General features: G+C 41.0%; 16 protein-coding genes. 5 read left to right on the top strand and 11 right to left on the bottom strand.

From position 1 onward, the window contains the following. Positions 1–708 carry an ABC transporter ATP-binding protein gene (locus tag HMPREF9188_RS02380; protein ID WP_009729784.1) on the bottom strand — a complete coding sequence of 236 codons (708 nt, stop codon included), beginning with the start codon at positions 706–708 and terminating at the stop codon, positions 1–3. 296 nt (positions 709–1,004) lie between these two features. On the opposite strand from HMPREF9188_RS02380, the gene HMPREF9188_RS02375 reads away from it, so the two are divergent. Further along, the gene (locus HMPREF9188_RS02375; protein WP_000032557.1) at positions 1,005–1,487 is read left to right on the top strand and encodes an S-ribosylhomocysteine lyase; all 483 of its coding nucleotides are present in this window, start codon (positions 1,005–1,007) and stop codon (positions 1,485–1,487) included. A gap of 59 nt (positions 1,488–1,546) precedes the next feature. On the opposite strand, the gene HMPREF9188_RS02370 is transcribed toward HMPREF9188_RS02375, so the two are convergent. Together HMPREF9188_RS02370 and pflB are read right to left on the bottom strand one after the other, a co-directional pair. Next, positions 1,547–3,652 carry an ATP-dependent Clp protease ATP-binding subunit gene (locus HMPREF9188_RS02370; RefSeq protein WP_009729783.1) on the bottom strand — a complete coding sequence of 702 codons (2,106 nt, stop codon included), beginning with the start codon at positions 3,650–3,652 and terminating at the stop codon, positions 1,547–1,549. Between the two features lie 394 nt (positions 3,653–4,046). Further along, entirely contained in the window at positions 4,047–6,362 is a 2,316-nt protein-coding gene (pflB, locus tag HMPREF9188_RS02365) for a formate C-acetyltransferase (protein ID WP_007518570.1), read from the bottom strand. 228 nt (positions 6,363–6,590) lie between these two features. Here pflB and HMPREF9188_RS10575 point away from each other — a divergent pair, with 228 nt between their 5' ends. After that, the gene (locus HMPREF9188_RS10575; protein WP_009729782.1) at positions 6,591–6,857 is read left to right on the top strand and encodes a hypothetical protein; all 267 of its coding nucleotides are present in this window, start codon (positions 6,591–6,593) and stop codon (positions 6,855–6,857) included. 411 nt (positions 6,858–7,268) lie between these two features. Beyond that, positions 7,269–8,330, top strand: a complete 1,062-nt coding sequence (dinB, locus tag HMPREF9188_RS02355; protein ID WP_009729780.1) for a DNA polymerase IV — start codon at positions 7,269–7,271, stop codon at positions 8,328–8,330. A 33-nt stretch (positions 8,331–8,363) separates the two neighbouring features. Here dinB and HMPREF9188_RS02350 read toward each other — a convergent pair whose 3' ends face one another. Further along, complete coding sequence (locus tag HMPREF9188_RS02350; protein WP_009729779.1) at positions 8,364–9,209, bottom strand: undecaprenyl-diphosphate phosphatase; 846 nt, start codon at positions 9,207–9,209, stop codon at positions 8,364–8,366. A gap of 59 nt (positions 9,210–9,268) precedes the next feature. Next, positions 9,269–11,158: a DUF2207 domain-containing protein gene (locus HMPREF9188_RS02345; protein ID WP_009729778.1), complete on the bottom strand. Its 1,890-nt coding sequence runs from the start codon at positions 11,156–11,158 to the stop codon at positions 9,269–9,271. A 133-nt stretch (positions 11,159–11,291) separates the two neighbouring features. Here HMPREF9188_RS02345 and HMPREF9188_RS02340 point away from each other — a divergent pair, with 133 nt between their 5' ends. Together HMPREF9188_RS02340 and HMPREF9188_RS02335 are read left to right on the top strand one after the other, a co-directional pair. Continuing rightward, entirely contained in the window at positions 11,292–12,860 is a 1,569-nt protein-coding gene (locus HMPREF9188_RS02340) for an ABC transporter substrate-binding protein/permease (RefSeq protein WP_000732038.1), read from the top strand. Further along, positions 12,857–13,597, top strand: coding sequence for an amino acid ABC transporter ATP-binding protein (locus tag HMPREF9188_RS02335; RefSeq protein ID WP_000193357.1), 741 nt, complete (start codon positions 12,857–12,859; stop codon positions 13,595–13,597). Before HMPREF9188_RS02340 ends, HMPREF9188_RS02335 begins: the two co-directional genes overlap by 4 nt. A 92-nt stretch (positions 13,598–13,689) precedes the next feature. On the opposite strand, the gene HMPREF9188_RS02330 is transcribed toward HMPREF9188_RS02335, so the two are convergent. The 6 genes from HMPREF9188_RS02330 to HMPREF9188_RS02305 all read right to left on the bottom strand — a co-directional run bounded on the left by HMPREF9188_RS02330 (position 13,690) and on the right by HMPREF9188_RS02305 (position 19,578). After that, a complete protein-coding gene (locus HMPREF9188_RS02330) occupies positions 13,690–13,905 on the bottom strand; it encodes a capsule biosynthesis transcriptional regulator (protein WP_000241003.1) in 216 nt (71 codons plus the stop codon). 106 nt (positions 13,906–14,011) lie between these two features. After that, a complete protein-coding gene (locus tag HMPREF9188_RS02325; RefSeq protein ID WP_000244063.1) occupies positions 14,012–14,908 on the bottom strand; it encodes an SPFH domain-containing protein in 897 nt (298 codons plus the stop codon). Positions 14,909–14,990: 82 nt separating this feature from the next. Further along, a complete protein-coding gene (ilvA, locus tag HMPREF9188_RS02320) occupies positions 14,991–16,241 on the bottom strand; it encodes a threonine ammonia-lyase IlvA (RefSeq protein WP_000947306.1) in 1,251 nt (416 codons plus the stop codon). Positions 16,242–16,320: 79 nt separating this feature from the next. Continuing rightward, a complete protein-coding gene (gene ilvC / locus HMPREF9188_RS02315) occupies positions 16,321–17,343 on the bottom strand; it encodes a ketol-acid reductoisomerase (RefSeq protein WP_000290683.1) in 1,023 nt (340 codons plus the stop codon). Positions 17,344–17,408: 65 nt separating this feature from the next. Further along, entirely contained in the window at positions 17,409–17,885 is a 477-nt protein-coding gene (ilvN, locus tag HMPREF9188_RS02310) for an acetolactate synthase small subunit (protein WP_009729777.1), read from the bottom strand. After that, positions 17,878–19,578 carry an acetolactate synthase large subunit gene (locus HMPREF9188_RS02305; protein WP_009729776.1) on the bottom strand — a complete coding sequence of 567 codons (1,701 nt, stop codon included), beginning with the start codon at positions 19,576–19,578 and terminating at the stop codon, positions 17,878–17,880. The genes ilvN and HMPREF9188_RS02305 overlap by 8 nt, the downstream gene beginning before the upstream one ends. Positions 19,579–19,747: the final 169 nt, after the last annotated feature.

The following is a 19,747-nucleotide window of genomic DNA, read 5'->3' as shown; positions in this document are numbered from 1 at the left end:
TTAAACCTCCTCTGTCAAATCAAAGAAGAGATCTTCTAGACTGTCTGAATCTTGCAGCACCTCTTTCAATCGCCCTTGCTCAATAATTCGCCCATGATGAATCAAGACCACATCATCTGTCACCATTTGCACCTCTGACAGGATGTGGGATGATAGAAGTACCGTTTTCCCTAAATCAGCCTGCTGACGGATGAACTTTCTAAACCACTTAATCCCACTTGGGTCCAGTCCATTGGTCGGTTCATCTAATATAAGAAACTGAGGATCACCTAGCAAAGCTGCTGCCAAACCCAACCGCTGACCCTCCCCCAGAGACAGGCTTGACAAGAGGTCCTTCCTCTTATGAGCGATTCCAGTCATCTCCAAAACCTCATCAACCCGAGACTTGGGAATAGCATTACTCGCCGCAATAATTCTCAAGTGGTCATAGACCTTTCGATTTGGCAAACCGCCAATGCCGTCAAAGGCTGCACCTACCGTTCTGAGCGGATAGATCATTGACTGATAGGTTTGCCCATCAAAAGTCGCCGCTCCTGCTGTCGCCCGATCTAACCCCAAGAGAATCCTCAAGGTCGAACTTTTCCCTGCACCATTTGGGCCCAGAAAAGCTGTAATCCGCCCGCTTCTAGCTGTAAAAGAAATATCTTCTAAAATCTGCTTACTGCCATGCTTTTTGCAAACGCCTTCTATTTTCACCATATGTTCCATAACGAACTCCTTTATCTTTATTTTCTCCAGTATATCCAATCTAGTTCAGAATTAGTTCAGAGATTAAACAGAAATTTCAGAAAAAGTTGATCCACTTTTCAAAAATCACCTTAGTTCCACTAGAAAAAACTAAACTTTTCTCTCACAAGGTATTCTTCTCTCCATTCTTTCTTTATAATTCTGAGATTTATGTATGGAGACTTTATTACTATTCTAGTACCAAAAAGTCATTTATCAAACTCCATCAAGAACAGGCTTTATGATATAATGAAAGAAGTAAACTGAAAGGAACTACCATGTCAAAAGAAGTTATTGTTGAAAGTTTTGAACTTGACCACACCATTGTTAAAGCACCCTATGTTCGCTTGATTGGGGAAGAAACAGGACCAAAGGGAGATGTCATCTCCAACTTTGATATCCGCTTGGTGCAACCAAATGAAGACTCTATCCCTACCGCTGGCCTTCACACCATTGAGCACCTCTTGGCCAAACTCATCCGTACCCGCATTGACGGTATGATTGACTGTTCACCATTTGGCTGCCGGACAGGCTTCCACATGATTATGTGGGGGCGCCATACCAGCGCCGAAATTGCAGCTGTTATCAAGGATTCGCTCAAGGAAATTGCTGAAACCACTACTTGGGAAGATGTTCCTGGAACAACCATCGAATCTTGTGGAAACTACAAGGATCACAGCCTCTTTTCTGCTAAGGAATGGGCGAAGCTCATCCTGGAACAAGGAATCTCAGATGATGCCTTTGAGCGTCATGTCATCTAAACACAAAAGGAACCAGCTTTTTAGCTAGTTCCTTCTTTTTTTATTCTCAAAATCGCGAGTTAGGCTTTTTCACGAATGACCAAAACGCCATCTTCCATATCTGCTTCCAGATGTTTGGCATCTAGATGATCCAAGTGGAAGTCTGTCACCTTATCACGAATTTGTTGTTCAACCACGCGACGGAGAGGACGAACACCCATAACTTCGTCATAGCCTTCTTCTGTGATAAAGTCCTTAGCTGCTTGGCTAACTTCAAGGTCGATTCCTTTCTTAGCCAAGGTTTGGTTGACTTCAGCCAACATCAAGTCCACAATCTTAGAAAGGTCTTCCTTATTCAAGTGTGAGAACTCGATAACTGCATTAAAGCGATTGAGGAATTCTGGACGGAAGAATGGTTTCAAACGATCCATTAATTCTGGTTTATCTGCATCTTCCGTCAAGTTAGCTTCATAGCCAAATCCAGCGTTTGATGTTGCGATAATGACAGTGTTTTTGAAGTTCACGGTATTTCCTTGACCATCAGTTAAACGACCGTCATCCAAGACTTGGAGGAGAAGGGTAATTACTTGAGGATCAGCCTTTTCAATTTCGTCCAAGAGAATAATAGAGTAAGGATTGCGGCGAACACGTTCTGTCAAGGTATTGCTATTGTCATCATAACCCACATAACCTGCTGTTGTACCGATTAGCTTAGATACAGCTGTGCGGTCACTGTATTCAGACATATCCAAGCGGATGATTGCGTCCTTGGTTCCAAACATATCGAGCGCCAATTGCTTAGCAAGCTCCGTCTTACCAACCCCAGTAGGCCCTACAAAGAGGAAGCTACCGATTGGGCGATTGCCTTCATCAAATCCTGCACGGTTACGACGGATAGCACGAGCCACTGCTTCTACTGCCTTATCTTGGCCGATAACCTTGTGTTCCAAACGATGGGCCATATCTTTCAAACGTTCGATATCAGATGCTCCCATTTGAGACACTGGAATACCTGTCATTCGTTCCACAGATTCAGCCACATCGTTGACACTTGCAGTCACCTTCATATCTTCTGTGTGGTTTTCGATTTTCTTTTCTAATTCTGCAATACGTGTTTTAGCATTAAGAGCTGCTTCAAAGTCTTCTGCCTCAACTGCTTTTTCTTGCTTGTCTTTTTCTGCCTCGATTTCACGTTCAACCGCATGCACATCTGTTACAGGATGTTGAGCTGCCAAGTGAGCTGCCGTTACATCGACAAGGTCGATAGCCTTATCTGGCAAACTACGTTGAGGAATATACTGAACAGAATAATCCACTGCTGCCTTCAAGACTTCGTCTGGCAAGATGACATTGTGGTGTTGTTGATAAAGATCACGAATTCCTTGAAGGATTTTAAAGGTATCCTCTGCTGAAGGAGCATTGACCTTGACTTCGTTGAAACGACGAGCAAGAGCCGCATTCTTCAAGATAGTGTTACGATATTCGTCCTGAGTCGTTGCCCCAATAACGGTCAACTCTCCACGAGAGAGGGCTGGCTTGAGAATATCCGCAAGCCCTTTAGATCCACTGTCTCCACCAGTACTACCAGCACCGAGGATTTGATGAATTTCATCAAAGAAGAGGATAATATTTCCTGCTTCTTTCACTTCGTTAACTAGATTTTGCACATTTTCTTCAAAGCTACCACGGTATTGAGTACCAGCCTCAAGACCTGAGATATCAATAGAAATAATTTCCTTGTTCTTGATGGCAGCTGGAACATCTCCATTCACAATAGCTTGTGCTAGACCTTCGACAACTGCTGTCTTACCAACACCTGCATCTCCGACAAGTACAGGATTGTTCTTGGTACGACGTGAGAGGATTTCAGATGTTTCTTGAATTTCCTTGTTTCGTCCGATAACAGGATCCAACTTGCCCTCACGAGCTTCCGCCGTCAAGTTACGACCTAGTTTAGCAAGGACACCGTCTTGTTTCATACCTGAAGCGTGTTGTTGCATTTGCGCATCAGATTCTGCATTTCCTGGTAATTGACCAGTTGCACGATAATAAGCAAATTCCTCAGGGGTCACTTCACGTCCATTAATCAAGTAGCGACGATTTTCAGAACTATATCCTCGCATACCACCCATCAATTGGTTAAATAAATCATCCATGTTGTTAAAGTTATTAAAGTTGTTATTCATATTCTTTACCTCGTTTATTGTTAATTATTTGCGATCTCTGATATTGACTATCTTTGACCTTTGTTTTAAAAATTTTAGACTAGCTAACTAGCTACCCTAAGTATAATTTCTGGTTTTTCTTTTTTAAATAAGCCTTTTATAATCTTCTTTTCAAAATCTCGTAGATTTAACATAGGCCTCACCCCTTTCTAGGGTATCTATTATACATTTTCAAGAAATAGAATCATTGAAAATGAGGTTTTCTAAGGAAGTCATTTTCCTTATGTTTCTACTATATCACTTTAGTCAGTAAAAGTCAATAACTTTTTGACCAAATTTGACTATTTTTAAAAATTTTTTGAAACACAAGAAAACCAGTTAGATTAACTGGCTTTCTTTCTATTCTAATTGAATCTTAGCTCAATGCGTCATCCATTGAAAGAACTTCGTGGAAGACACGTTGTGTCAATTCAGTTTTTTGTTCTGGAGTGAGGTATTTAGTGTTTACACAGTATCCTGAGATACGAACGATGACATCTTCGCCATTCATAATCTTGTCATAAACATCTTTCAAGTCCATTACGTTCAAGTTACAGTGTTGTCCACCGTTTTCGAAGTAACCATCAAGGATTGTTACTAAGTTATCCACTTGTTCGTCACGAGTTTTACCAAGAGCACGTGGAGAAACTTGAGTTGTCAATGAGATACCATCAGCTGCGTAACCAAAGTCAAGGCTAGCAAGTGAGTTCAAGTTTTGCAACCATCCACCTTTAGCTTTGTTAGATGGATTAGCACCTGGTGAGAAGAATTCAAGTTTAGACAAGTTCACAGAACCATCTTCGTTGAGATATACACCTTTGTGGACTGGTGAGTTACCAGTTTGTTTAGAGTAAGCAACGTTAGATGTGATGGTCAAAAGTGATACTGTAGCTTCTGCGTTCTTGTAGAGTTTGTGGCTACGTAGACGAGTTGTGTAAGCTTCAATCAACCATTCTGCCAATTCGTTTGAACGTGGGTCATCTTCACCCCAACGTGGATATTCACCAATTGTTTCGTAATCGTAGATGTAGCCATCTTCATCACGGATTGGTTTAACGGTAGCGTATTTAATAGCTGACAATGTATCAACAGTATTGGCAAATCCACAGATACCGAATCCCATGTTAGCACGTTGTTTAGTTGGCAAGAAGGCCATTTGAACCGCTTCGTAGTTGTACTTATCAGTCATGTAGTGGATGATGTTCAAAGCATCTACGTAAGTGTCAGTCAACCAGTCAAGAGATTTTTCAAAGTTCGCTTTAACTGATTCGAATTCAAGAACTTCGTCACGGATAGGATCGATGTCAAATACCTTGTAGTCTTTGTGAACATCGTCGTAACCACCGTTCAAACCAGTAAGAAGGGCTTTCAAAACGTTTACACGAGCACCGAAGTACTGGATGTTGTGGCGTTGTTCTTCGTTTTCTGGGTCAAGTGGTGACACACAGCATGAGATACAGCTCATTTCTCCATATCCGTCTTTAGCCATTGTTGTTACACCTTCGTATTGGATAGAAGAGTGTTTGTGGCTCATGTGCATACAGTAGCGACGGAAGTTGTATGGCAATTTATCAGTCCAAAGAACTGTCAAGTTTGGTTCTGGAGAGTTACCGATATTGTCAAGAGTGTTCAAGAAACGGTAGTCCATCTTAGTAACACGGTGACGACCGTCGTTACCCATACCAGCCATAGAAGTTGTGATGAAGGTTGGGTCACCTGAGTACAATTGGTCATAAGCTTTTGTACGAGCAAATTTAACTGTACGAAGTTTCATAACGAAATCATCAACGAATTCTTGGATTTCTGATTCAGTAAATGTACCACGAGCAAGGTCACGTTCTGCAAAGATGTCAAGCACGATTGGCACACGTCCTAGAGATGTTGCAGCACCGTTGATAACACGGCAGACAGCCATGAAGGCGATGTTCACCCATTGGATAGCTTCTTTGACGTTCATCGCTGGTTTGCGAACGTCAACACCGTAAAGGTCACCCAAGCGAACAACTTGTTGCAATGCTTGGTATTGAAGGTTTACTTCTTCGCGAAGACGGATTGTTTCTTCATCAATTTCTTTAATTGCATTCCAATCGTTTACTTTTTCTTGCATCAAGTAGTCTGCACCGTAAAGAGCAAGACGTGCGTAAACACCGATGATACGTCCACGTGAGTAGGCATCTGGAAGGCCAGTTACAGTGTGAGCGTGACGAGCACGACGGATATTTGAAGTGTAAGCGCGGAAAATACCGTCGTTAACTGTTGTTACGTATTTTGTGAAGATTTCATGAACAGCTGGATCTGGTTCGTATCCATTTTCTTTCAAAGTAGTTTCAGCCATACGGATACCACCTTTTGGCATGAAATTCAATTTGAAGAGTTCATCGTTTTGGATACCGAAGATCAATTCGTTTTCTTTGTCGATAAATCCAGCAGGAATATCAGCAATAGATGTTGGACGAGTGTCCATTGGGAAACGAGTTTCTTCGTAGTGTGCTTTTGTTTCTTCTACGATTTTTTTGATGTGAAGCGAACGTTCTGTTGGGCCAGCAAGGAAACTTTCATCTCCATCGTAAGGTGTGTAGTTAGCTTGAACGAAGCGAGAAATACTTGCTTTTTCTTTCCAATCTACTCCTTTGAAGCCTTCCCAAGCTTTATCAAAAATATCTTGCGCTTCAACAACTGTCTTAACAACCATGTTAATGTCCTCATTTTTCTTTCTAGTAACAACTATCTGTTACATTCATAAATCAAGTATACCACACAGTAACCGATTTCAACAAGAAGAAAACAGCCTTTTTAGCGCTTTCTTTTATAATACAGTTTGACAAATAGAGTTATCTGTGTTATAATTTTGAAAAGTTAAATGAAAACAGGAAAAGAGTCTAATAAACTTAGATAGTTTACAAAGTTTAGGGGGCTTATCGTGAAAAAAAGTAAAAATATTACAGGCTTTGATTTTCTGTGGTTAGCCTTGTATACTACTGCTGGCTTTTTATTTGAATTATTACTGGTGACAGTGGAAGGATTTTGGGGGATTTCACTTTATCACGCAACAAAGTTTCAGATGATTGCTCACAGGATAGTGACTAGTTTGGGCTGGTTTGGTTTCGGTTTCGGTATTATTACTCTGGCTAAAAAGCAAACTGGCTTTGACCTTTTGAAAACGGAGAAAAAAACTGTATCTGTTTGACAATGGTTGGCGATTGTCTTGAGTTTTATCCTTATTACACTTGTCCAATACTGGGATTGGAAGGGTTTCAAAATTTTGATTGAATTGCAACATTTAGGTTGGTTGAGATTTCTATTTCAATATATCTATTATGTTGCTGAGAGTTTCCTGATTTCTCTGGTACTGGTTTTCGGACAAAAGGCTTTTGAGACTTGGTTTAAAAATAATAAAATTCCCTATGGCGGTATTCTCTTAGGTTTGACATGGGGCTTGATGCATATCTTGTCAAAGGGAAGTGTCCTGACAGGAATATTAACTTGTTTGGCTGGTTTTCTATTCGGCAGTGTTTATCTCCTGGTGAATAAAGATTACAAGAAGACTCTCGTTATTGTTACTTGCTTATTTATGCTTTAAAAGATTCTAGGAGACGGCATGTTAATTTTTCCGCTTATCAATGACACATCGCGAAAAATTATCCATATCGACATGGATGCCTTTTTTGCTGCGGTGGAAATCAGAGATAATCCCAAGTTAAAGGGCAAACCTGTTATCATTGGGAGTGATCCCAGACAAACAGGTGGTCGAGGTGTCGTTTCTACCTGTAGCTACGAGGCACGAGCTTTTGGCGTTCATTCAGCCATGAGCTCTAAAGAAGCTTATGAGCGTTGTCCCCAAGCTATCTTTATCTCAGGAAATTATGAAAAGTATAAGGCAGTGGGACTTGAGATTCGAGCTATTTTTAAACGCTACACTGATTTGATTGAACCTATGAGTATTGACGAGGCATACTTGGATGTGACGGAAAATAAACTTGGTATCAAGTCAGCCGTCAAAATAGCTCGTCTCATCCAACAGGATATCTGGCAGGAACTACGCCTGACTGCTTCTGCAGGCATCTCTTATAACAAATTCTTAGCTAAAATGGCTAGTGACTATCAAAAACCGCATGGTTTAACAGTTATCCTCCCAGATCAGGCCCAAGACTTTCTCAAACAAATGGACATTGCTAAATTCCATGGCGTAGGCAAAAAAACAGTTGAACGGCTTCATGAAATGGGCATTTATACTGGTGAAGACTTATTGGCTGTTTCTGAAGTCACTTTAATCGATCGGTTTGGCAGACTCGGTTTCGATCTTTATCGAAAGGCTAGGGGCATTCATAATTCACCGGTCAAGGCCAATCGTATTCGCAAGTCCATTGGCAAGGAAAAAACCTACGGAAAAATCCTGCAAGTAGAAGAAGACATCAAAAAAGAGCTGACTCTTCTCTCAGAAAAGGTAGCTCACAATCTCAGCCAACAAGGCAAAGCTGGAAAAATCATTATCCTAAAAATACGATATGCTGACTTCTCTACTCTAACTAGACGAAAAAGCCTCCCACAAGCAACACAGGATGCTAGTCAGATTTCTCAAACTGCCCTTCAACTCTACGAAGAACTAGCTGAAAAAGAAAAAGGCATTCGTTTGCTAGGAGTCACAGTAACAGGATTTTAAAAAGCTTGAAGGAAGATTCCCTCAAGCTTTTTCTTATACAAATAAACGCACAAAACTATAGAGCAACAAGACACTACCGAGTACGATACGGTATTTACCAAAGAGGGTAAAGTCGTGCTTCTTCACATAGCCAGTCAAGAAGCGAATAGCAACCATGCTGACCGCGAAGGCTACTCCCATAGCAACCAAAAGCAAGAACAGTTGTCCAAAACTCAAGAGTTGACCTGCTTTTATAAATTTGAAAATCTTTAAAGCACTAGCCCCAAACATAACAGGAATTCCGAGGTAGAAGGTAAACTCTGTTACGACAGAGCGACTCGTTCCATTTAACAAACCACCAACAATCGTCGCACCTGAACGGCTCGTTCCTGGGAAGAGGGCGAGGACTTGGAAGAGTCCGATATAGAGAGCTGTCTTGTAGGGAAGCTTTTCAAGTTCTGTGATTGTTGGTTCAATAGCTTGCGCCTTATTTCTTTTTTCAAGATAGATAAAGGCAACACCATAGATAATCAACATAATCGCAACTGATACCATATTATGAAAATGAGTGTCAAACCAATCATCCAGCTTAAAGACTAACAATAAAGGCAAGGTCGCAACGAGGACTTTTGACCACAATTGCCAAGTTCGACGGACTTCCACCTTATTTTTACCAGGTTTGAAGGGATTGAGCTTGTTAAAGTAAATCACCATAACCGCTAAGATAGCACCGAGCTGAATGACAACATTAAACATGGACATGAAGGCTTCATTTTGGTCCTTGTATTGTACAAATTCTTCAACCAAGATCAAGTGACCCGTACTTGAAATGGGCAACCATTCTGTAATTCCTTCAACAATCCCAAAAAAGATCGACTTCAAAATTTCAATAAGATACATGTATTACTCCTTTTTCTGTCCTCTATTATAACATAATTTCAGATTCTGCGATAGGTTTTTTAGAAGGCACCGATGCTACCACCGCCTCCGCCTCCTGAGAATCCTCCACCTGAAGAACCACTTCCAGAAGATACGGAGTAGTTGCTAGCTGTGTTTGCAATACTAGCATAGTGGCTCATTTGAGCAGTTGAATGATAAAACATACTGTGCCAGCCATAAGCTACATAAAGATTGATATCTGGGTTCTCGACCTGAATCTGATAAGATCTCATCAAATGACTCACCTTGTCCGCATAACCAAATAAAGTAGCATAGACAAGGAGGCGATTCCAAAGAACAATACTCTCTAATTCTGCCTTGTCTAGATGGGCGATATCGCGAAGCATGTTTTCAAAACTAGTCCAGAGATAGTACACTTCTAGTCCATCTTCATTTAAAACACCATCACGAGTATCAAATCGGGTTGTCCAATAATAGACGGCAGCTAACATCAAGCCTGCAAATCCAAGGATAAGAAGTAGCAGAGAAAGATACCCGTGGGCATCCAAACTATACAAGAACCAGCCAAAACCAACGAAAGCAGGTAAAATCGTAAAGACACCTATCGTCAATCGCAGGATTTTTTCACCATTACTCAGTGAACGATAATAATCTGGAAGTTGCAAAGAGGAAACCCGCTTTCTCACTCCATCCTGCATCTGCTTCAGAGCTTGCTCAAAAGACGACTTAAGCTTACGTCCTGTTTTCTGAATTCGTTTTTCATCAGCTGCTTTTGCACCTTGGTAAAGACTAGTTGACACTTGGTAATCTGCAAACAAATCTGAAACAAGCACTTCTTCTCTTCCTGAAAAAGCCAAATTAAGGCAATCTTTTTCAAAACTTTCCAATCCTTTTTCTTTTATGACTTTTAGACGGACCTCATCTCCATTTGAGATGATCGAAACATTTCCACGGTCGATCACATCCAATAAAGTTGCCTGAACGAGTTGGTCAAAAGTGAACTTCCCTCCTCCCTTGGTCAAGGGGCTGACTTCCCCTAAAGAAGTGGAGTAAACAGCTTCCGATAAAACCATCGGTTCTAAGTCCATTGGCGGTTCATAGAGACGGTGATTTTTAGCATGTTTCTTCGATGGGGAGGTTTTTCTTCTGTAAATGCAGTAGAAAATAACACTAAAGACTAAAGAAAGCGAGAGTAGAAAAGGGATAACCCACGTAACCAGAGCTTTGCTTTGAGCTTTTTCAGCAACAATGGACTCCTCTATTTTTTCAAATTCTGCTAAACGGTTGCCCTTCAATCCCTGATCCAAATCAGTTCCAAAATCTTTTCTAGGCCAATAGGCATGCAATTCAACCCCACGCTGACGAGGTAGGTTCTGCAAATGAACACGATAATCACCACCTGTCTTCTCTACCTTGCCCTCTGTAAAGAGTTTCCCTGTATGAAAGAAAAGTTTTTCAGCTCCATTAAAGCCTGTTACCCGAAACTCAAAATTTTCGATAGGTTCTGAACTATCTGTCAAGGGTTGCCAATTAAGTTCCGCGATATCATCATATAGAAATAGGAGGTTTTTTAGTTGCCATGTGATTACCACTTCAACGGTATCCCCTTCTTGGCCTGGATTATACACTTTTACAGTATACCCTTCTGTTCCTTCTATTACTTCACTATTGACATTTTCAATGGCGCTAGCATTTTTCCATACCTGAATCTTCGGACTGGAATCTATTTCAAAGCCCTTTGGCATCTTACCAGAACGGCCAAGTCCTACTAGTTGTCCATTAAAGTCTTCATCAAAATAATAGACTACTTTCTCCCTAAATTCTGCTGTATTATCTGCATGAATATACAAATCACCTTGATAAGAGCGAATCTTAAAATCAACCGCAAAAACAGAGAGTGGTAAAATACAAAACAAGCTAAATAAAAGCACGAAAAAAGTCTTTTTCACAACACAATCCCCCTTTTTATCTTTGCTATCATTATATCATTTTTTATAAGTAAAGGCTTACTTGTATTGAAAATCTCACCATTTTTAGATACAATAGAGAGAAGTCATTTTTAGACCAGAAATAGGAGAAAACATGAAAAAATTATGCTTATCTATTCTTGCTAGCCTAGCCCTTACATTAGGACTAGCTAGCCAAGTCCAAGCCGACGAATATTTACGCATCGGAATGGAGGCAGCTTACGCTCCCTTCAACTGGACCCAAGACGACGATAGTAATGGTGCTGTCAAAATCGACGGTACCAACCAATATGCCAACGGCTATGATGTTCAAATCGCTAAAAAGATTGCCAAAGATCTGGGTAAGGAACCTTTGGTCGTGAAAACCAAGTGGGAAGGACTTGTTCCAGCCCTTACTTCTGGCAAAATCGATATGATCATTGCCGGTATGAGCCCAACCGCTGAACGCAAACAAGAAATTGCTTTTTCAAGCAGTTACTATACTAGCGAGCCAGTTCTATTGGTCAAAAAGGACTCTGCCTATGCGAATGCCAAATCTTTAGAGGACTTTAGCGGAGCAAAAATCACTTCTCAACAAGGTGTTTACCTTTATGATTTGATTTCCCAAATCCCTGGTGTCAAGAAAGAAACAGCTATGGGCGACTTTGCCCAAATGCGCCAAGCTCTTGAGGCTGGTGTTATTGATGCCTATGTTTCGGAACGCCCTGAAGCACTGACTGCCGAAGCCGCTAACTCTAAGTTCAAGATGGTCCAAGTAGAACCAGGTTTCAAGACTGGAGAAGAAGATACTGCTATTGCCATTGGACTTCGTAAAGATGACAGTCGTATCAGCCAAATTAATGCTAGTATTGAAACCATCTCCAAAGATGAACAAGTTGCACTGATGGATCGTATGATTCAGGAGCAACCTGCCGAAGCAACAGCAACTGAAGAAAGTAGCAGTAATTTCTTCAGCCAAGTTGCTAAAATTCTTTCTGAAAACTGGCAACAGCTCTTGCGTGGTGCAGGTGTCACTCTTTTAATCTCAATCATCGGAACTATCGTAGGTCTCATTATCGGTCTTGCCATTGGTGTCTTCCGTACGGCTCCTCTCTCTGAAAACAAAGCCATTTACGGCCTACAAAAACTAGTCGGTTGGATTCTCAATGTCTATATTGAAATCTTCCGTGGTACACCGATGATTGTTCAATCCATGGTTATCTACTATGGGACTGCTCAAGCTTTCGGTATCAATCTCGACCGGACACTGGCTGCTATCTTTATCGTCTCAATCAACACGGGTGCCTACATGACAGAAATCGTTCGTGGTGGTATTCTAGCAGTTGACAAGGGACAGTTCGAAGCTGCAACTGCTCTTGGTATGACCCACAATCAAACCATGCGTAAGATTGTCCTTCCTCAGGTTGTCCGTAATATTCTACCTGCTACTGGTAATGAGTTTGTCATCAATATCAAAGATACCTCTGTATTGAACGTTATTTCAGTTGTCGAGCTTTATTTCTCAGGAAATACTGTAGCGACTCAAACCTATCAATACTTCCAGACCTTTACCATCATTGCAGTGATTTACTTTGTCCTCACCTTCACTGTGACCCGTGTCCTACGTTTTATCGAACGCTATATGGACATGGACACTTACACTACAGGTGCTAACCAAATGCAAACGGGGGATTTGAAAAAATGACACAACCAATCCTTGAAATCAAACACCTAAAAAAATCCTATGGACAAAATGAAGTGCTAAAAGACATTTCTCTCACCGTCCATAAAGGAGAGGTTATTTCCATCATCGGAAGCTCGGGAAGCGGAAAATCAACCTTCCTTCGTTCGATTAATTTACTAGAAACACCTACAGGAGGAGAGATTCTCTATCGCGGAGAAAATGTCCTGGAAAAAGGCTATAACCTCACCCATTATCGTGAAAAGCTCGGTATGGTTTTCCAATCTTTCAATCTCTTTGAAAATCTGAATGTCCTCGAAAATACCATCGTCGCCCAAACGACTGTCCTTAAACGAGAACGCTCTGAAGCTGAAAAAATTGCCAAAGAGAATCTTGAAAAAGTTGGTATGGGAGAACGTTACTGGCAAGCCAAGCCGAAGCAACTTTCAGGTGGACAAAAGCAACGTGTAGCTATCGCTCGTGCACTCTCCATGAATCCTGACGCCATTCTCTTCGACGAACCAACATCTGCCCTTGACCCCGAAATGGTCGGAGAAGTCCTCAAAATTATGCAGGACCTAGCTCAAGAAGGCTTGACCATGATTGTTGTAACCCACGAAATGGAATTTGCTCGCGACGTCTCCCATCGTGTCATCTTCATGGACAAGGGAATCATTGCAGAAGAAGGTAAACCTGAAGAACTCTTCACGAACCCTAAAGAAGAACGGACAAAAGAATTCCTTCAGCGTTATCTCAATTAATAAATAAAGACTGCATACAGAATGCAGTCTTTTTAGTTTGTAATTGTAAAGGAAAGGCAGACTCGATTCAGAAATCTGCCTGTAACCACAGTTCAATCTTCAAATTTTTCATGATTTTTTTCATAGAAATCGATTAAACTAAGAGCTGTTTCAAATGAAATATTTTTAACTTTTGCGCGTCCTTGCGCTAGGGCAATGATAGACATTTCACGCGCATTCGTTTCTTTAGAGATACGGTAACCTGTGATCTTCTTATCACGAACCCAGCCAACAACTGCTTCTACCTTTTCAAAGTTTGACTTAACCATGTTCTTCTCCTGAATTATTCTTTACAATTCCTAATTGTATACGTTTTTATTTTATCTGTCAATAAAAAAACATATATTCGTCACAACTATATTATTCTGCATATTTTTATTTGGCTTTTAAAGCCGATAATATATGAGTTCTTATATCTTCAACTCCATTAGGATTTGCTGGTAGGAAGATTGTATTATTTCCTTCTTTTTCTGCAAAATTATTCAATGTGTCTAAATACTGGTTCGTTAATAGGATAGACATGATTTGTTCTTCAGTTAGCTCAACATTAGCTCCCTTTAACTCTTTGATAGAATCAGCTAGTCCGTCAACAATTGCTTTACGCTGCTCTGCAATCCCTACACCATGTAGGCGATCTTTTTCTGCTTCTGCTTCTGCTGCGGTCACAATTTTAATCTTATCTGCTTCAGCAAGTTCTTGCGCTGCAACTCTCTTACGTTGAGCTGCGTTAATTTCATTCATGGATTGTTTTACTTCAGCATCAGGTTCAACCTTAGTAATCAGCGTTTTGACAATGATATACCCATACGTAGACATTTCTTCAGCCACTTGTTTTTGAACTTCTAAGGCGATTTCATCCTTCTTCTCAAACAACTCATCTAGGGTTAGCTTTGGTACAGATGAACGCAAAGCATCTTCAATATAGGATTTAATTTGGGCTTCTGGACGCATCAATTTATAATAGGCATCTGTGACGTTATTTTCATTCACTCGATACTGAGTTGCCACATTCATCGTCACAAATACATTATCTTGCGTCTTTGTCTCTACAACAATCTCACTTTGCAACAAGCGTAGTTGAACTCTTGCCGCAATCCTATCAATCCCAAAGGGAGCCCGCAAATGAATACCACTATTGCTCAACTTTTGGTATTTACCAAAGCGTTCTATGATAGCGACAGATTGTTGTCGAACCACATATACAGAACTAATCGTAATCACTGATGCAATCACCACTAAAAACAATAAAACAAGTAAAATTTGTAAAACCATGGGAATCTCCCCCTTTCATCACCCTCATTATAACACCATCGTTATCATTACGCAAATAATATGATAATAATTTTATTTTAGTTTAAACTAACATGTTATACAATGTTTCGTTTCCATTCAAATTAATATAAGACGGGTCAAACTTTTCCATACGATGAATCAATCCAGCATAATCATGCTTATTGGCAAGAGCAATCCCAATCAATACAGGACCCGTCCCCTTGCTTGCTCGTTTGATATATTCAAAACGAGTGATGTCATCATTTGGCCCCAAAATGTCATTTACAAACTCTCGGAGAGCTCCTGGACGCTGTGGGAAATTCACTACAAAGTAATGCTTGATTCCATCGTAAATCAAGGCACGTTCTTCCATCTCTGGCATGCGGTTGATATCGTTATTTCCTCCAGAAATAATACAACAAATCGTCTTGCCTTTGATATAGTCTGATAAAACTTCCAAGGCTGCAACACTAGCAGCCCCGGCTGGTTCTGCTACAATTCCTTGTTTGGAATAAAGATCAATCAAGGTTTCAGAAATCAAGCCCTCGTCCACCCCAATCAGCGTTTCAACATTCTGACGGGTCGCTTCATAGGTTAATTGTCCAACTTTCTGTACAGCTATCCCATCAGCAAACTTATCAATTTCTTTGAGTTTAACTGGTCCCCCAGCCTCAAAGGCAGCTTTCATAGAGCGGGCTCCATTGGCTTCTACCCCAATCACTTCAATAGTCGGGTTGGTTTCCTTAATATAAGTAGAAACACCGGCAATCAATCCGCCACCGCCTACTGGTACAAGTACTGTATCAAAATCAATAGACTCTTTACGGGCTTCTTCAAGAATCTCATAAGCTACTGTTCCTTGACCAGCCTGAACATGCGCATCATCAAAAGGATCAATGAAGGTGCGGCTTTCAGAAACTGTAAATTCTTGTGCTGCCTTAGCAGAAGCATCAAAGGTATCCCCAACTAACTTAATTGTCACAAAATCACCACCAAAAAAGCGGACCTGTCCAATCTTTTGTTGAGGTGTTGTGATGGGCATAAAGATGGTTGCAGGAATTTTCATCTCATTACAAGTATAGGCGACACCTTGGGCGTGATTTCCTGCAGAGGCACAGACTACACCACGCTCACGTTCTTCTTTTGTTAATTGAGAAATGGCATAATAGGCTCCGCGAATCTTAAAGGAACGAACACGCTGGGCATTCTCCTTCTTCAAATAAATCTTAGCACCATACTTCTCCGATAAATAATGATCATAATCAAGTGGAGTATTGACTACTACACCACTCAATACTTTGTGGGCTTTCACCACGTCTTTTGCACTTAGCATTGTCTCCTCCTCAAATACTTTTTAAGATAAAAAGCGAGTCAGGTACCCCCAACTCGCCTTCTGTTTTTCTTCACAAGAATTAGTTATAGATTTTGAATGCGTCGTCGTCGTTTTTACCAACGAAAGGCATTGCTTTACGCAATTCAGCACCAACTTTTTCAATTTCAAGGTTAGCTGCTTGTTCACGGTAAGCAGTCAATTTTGGACGTCCAGCCTTGTAGTCATTTACAAAGTCATTTGCAAATTTACCATTTTGGATATCTGCCAAAACAGCTTTCATATTTTCTTTGACTTGCTCAGTAATCACACGTGGACCTGATACATAGTCACCGTATTCAGCAGTGTTAGAAATTGATTGACGCATTTTCTTGAATCCACCTTCATAGATCAAGTCAACAATCAATTTCATTTCATGAAGAACTTCAAAGTAAGCCAATTCTGGGGCGTATCCTGCTTCTGTCAAGACTTCAAAGCCTGCTTCGATAAGGGCAGTCAAACCACCACAAAGTACGGCTTGTTCACCAAACAAATCTTCTTCAGTCTCTTCTTTGTAAGTTGTTTCAAGCAAACCAACACGAGCTGCTCCAACACCTTTACACCAGTCCATAGCAATGTTTTTAGCATTTCCTGTAGCGTCTTGGTAGACTGCATAAAGAGCTGGCACACCAAATCCTTCTTCGTAAGTACGACGTACCAAGTGTCCTGGTCCTTTAGGGGCACACATGAAGACATCAACATCTGCAGGAACTTTGATAAATTCGAAGTGGATGTTGAAACCATGAGCAAATCCAACTGCATTTCCAGCTTCCAAGTTTGGAGCGATTTCTGCTTCGTACAATTCTTGTTGGATTTCGTCTGGTGCCAAGATCATGATAACGTCAGCCAATTTAGTTGCTTCTGCTACTGTATAAGTGTCAAATCCATCTTCTTTTGCTTTGTCAAAAGATTTACCTGGACGTACACCGATAATGACATCACGACCTGAGTCACGCAAGTTTTGCGCATGCGCATGTCCTTGTGAACCATAACCGATAACGGCGATTTTTTTACCGTCAAGTGCTGCTACTTTTACATCTTTTTCGTATTCCATTTGAACTGCCATAGTTTTTCTCTCTTTTCTATTTTTTATTGCCTCATAGGCTGGTTTAACAAATTTAAGTTGGATTTTTAGTCGCGGGTAAATCCAGTTGCACCCGTACGAGCGATATTTTTAATACCGTATGGTCGAATCACTCGCAATAAAGCTTCACTCTTTTCAGCATTTCCAGTCATCTGGATAATGATGGAGCTTGGAGCCACATCTACTACCGTTGCACGGAAAGGTTGTATAATGGCCAAGATTTCTGCACGTTTTTCAGCAGGAGCAGATACCTTCACCAAGATAACTTCTCTTTCCAAGTGTGGTTTATCTGTGATATCTCGAATGCGAATCACATCAATCTGTCGATTCAGTTGTTTAATGATTTGCTCTACTTCATCATGAGAAGCTACATCAATAATGATGGTGATACGAGATACATTGGGGTTCTCTGTCGCACCAACTGAGATACTCTCAATGTTGACCTGACGACGAGATAGGACACCTGTAAAGCGATTGAGGACTCCCGAACGATTTTGTAGTTTTGCAGTTAACATTCTACGCATGGAACTTCACCCCCAACATCTCATGATTGCTCTTACCAGCTGGTACCATCGGTAAAACCTGTTCCTTACGAGAAATATCCACCTCGATAAACATCGGCACATCCTCCAGAATGACTTCTAGATCCTTCTCTATCGTCTCTGGATTATCAAATTTATAGTTTTTGATACCGTAAGCCTGTGCCATCAGCTGGAAGTCAGGAAGTGTATCAAAGACTGACTCGGAAGTTCTACCCTCATAGAAGGATTCCTGCCACTGACGAACCATTCCTAAGGAGTGGTTATTCAACATGACAACCTTAATCGGCACCTTGTAGATGTTTAGGATAGCTAATTCTTGGTTGGTCATCTGGAAGCCACCATCACCAACAAAAAGGATGACTTCTTTTTCTGGATTTGCAATCTTGGCTCCGATAGCTGCAGGAACTCCGAAGCCCATGGTACCCAAACCACCTGAAGTGACTAACTGACGCTCATTTTGGTAAGGATAATACTGAGCTGTCCACATTTGGTGTTGACCTACGTCTGTGACAACAATGGCATCTCCATTTGTCAATTCACCGATTCGTTCAATAACAGCCTGGGGTTGAACCACACGTTCTTTCTTATCATAAGAACGAACGCGGTTCTTGTCTTTAGTGACTTTTTCAATCCATTTTTCGGTATTGTTATGAACAGTTGGCTCTGCCAACAACATCTGCAAGGCTTTCTTAGCATCCCCCACCACAGGAATATCTGCACTGATAATCTTACCAATCTCAGCTGGGTCAATATCAATGTGAGCAACCTTAGCATTCTTCGCGAAGGTCTTGGGATTTCCAGTCAATCGGTCATCGAAACGGCAACCAATACTAATCATAAAGTCCGCTTCAGTCATTGCAATGTTGGCCGCGAAAGAACCGTGCATGCCTCCCATCCCTAGGAAGAGGGGATGACTCGTTGCAATCGTACCTTGCCCTAAAAGACTGGTCACGACTGGAATTTGGTAGCGTTCTGCAAACTCATTAAGCTCCTTAGAAGCTTCCGCATAGCTGATACCACCGCCTGCTAACAAAACAGGTTTCTTGGCTTTTGACAATTGCTTCAAGATTTTCTTGATTTGCATGTCATTTGGCTCTAGAGTCGGTTGATAACTTGGCAAATTCACTTCGGGTGAATAGATGAAATCTGTCTCTAAGGCGGATACGTCTTTTGGTAGGTCAATCACGACGGGCCCTGGACGACCTGTCGTTGCGATATGGACAGCTTCCGTAATGATGCGAGGAATATCTGCCGTCTCACGAACTTGGTAATTGTACTTAGTGATTGGCATGGTAATGCCCACGATGTCTGCCTCCTGAAAGGCATCCTTCCCAATCCCTGCACGCGCCACCTGACCTGTAAAGACCAAAAGGGGAACGCTATCGCTCATGGCATCTGCAATCCCTGTAATGGCATTTGTAGCTCCCGGTCCACTCGTGACGACAGCAACACCCAACTTTCCAGTTGATTTGGCATATCCTTCAGCTTCGTGCAAACAACCTTGCTCATGGCGTCCTAGAATGTGGCGAATGCCTTTAAAATTATATATCGCATCATAAAAAGGCAAGACTGCACCACCAGGATAGCCAAATATGGTATCAATTCCTAAATCACGAAGTGTTTCCAAAACTAGGTCCGACCCCGTCTTAGGAGATTCTAAACTGATTTTCTCCATTGTTCCCCTTTCTCTTCTCTTAAAAATAGCTTGTTACTATCATACCATTTTTTCAAAATTTTTCAAGATAAAAGAAGCAATTTTCTGAATTTTCTATCTAAAAGTGTATTTATGAATCTTTTTCTCATTTTTATTAACTTTTCTACGGAATTAGGAACCTTTATTTACT

The organism is Streptococcus sp. F0441 (genome assembly GCF_000314775.2).
GTDB lineage: Bacteria > Bacillota > Bacilli > Lactobacillales > Streptococcaceae > Streptococcus.
This window is presented reverse-complemented; position numbering and strand designations above follow the sequence as displayed.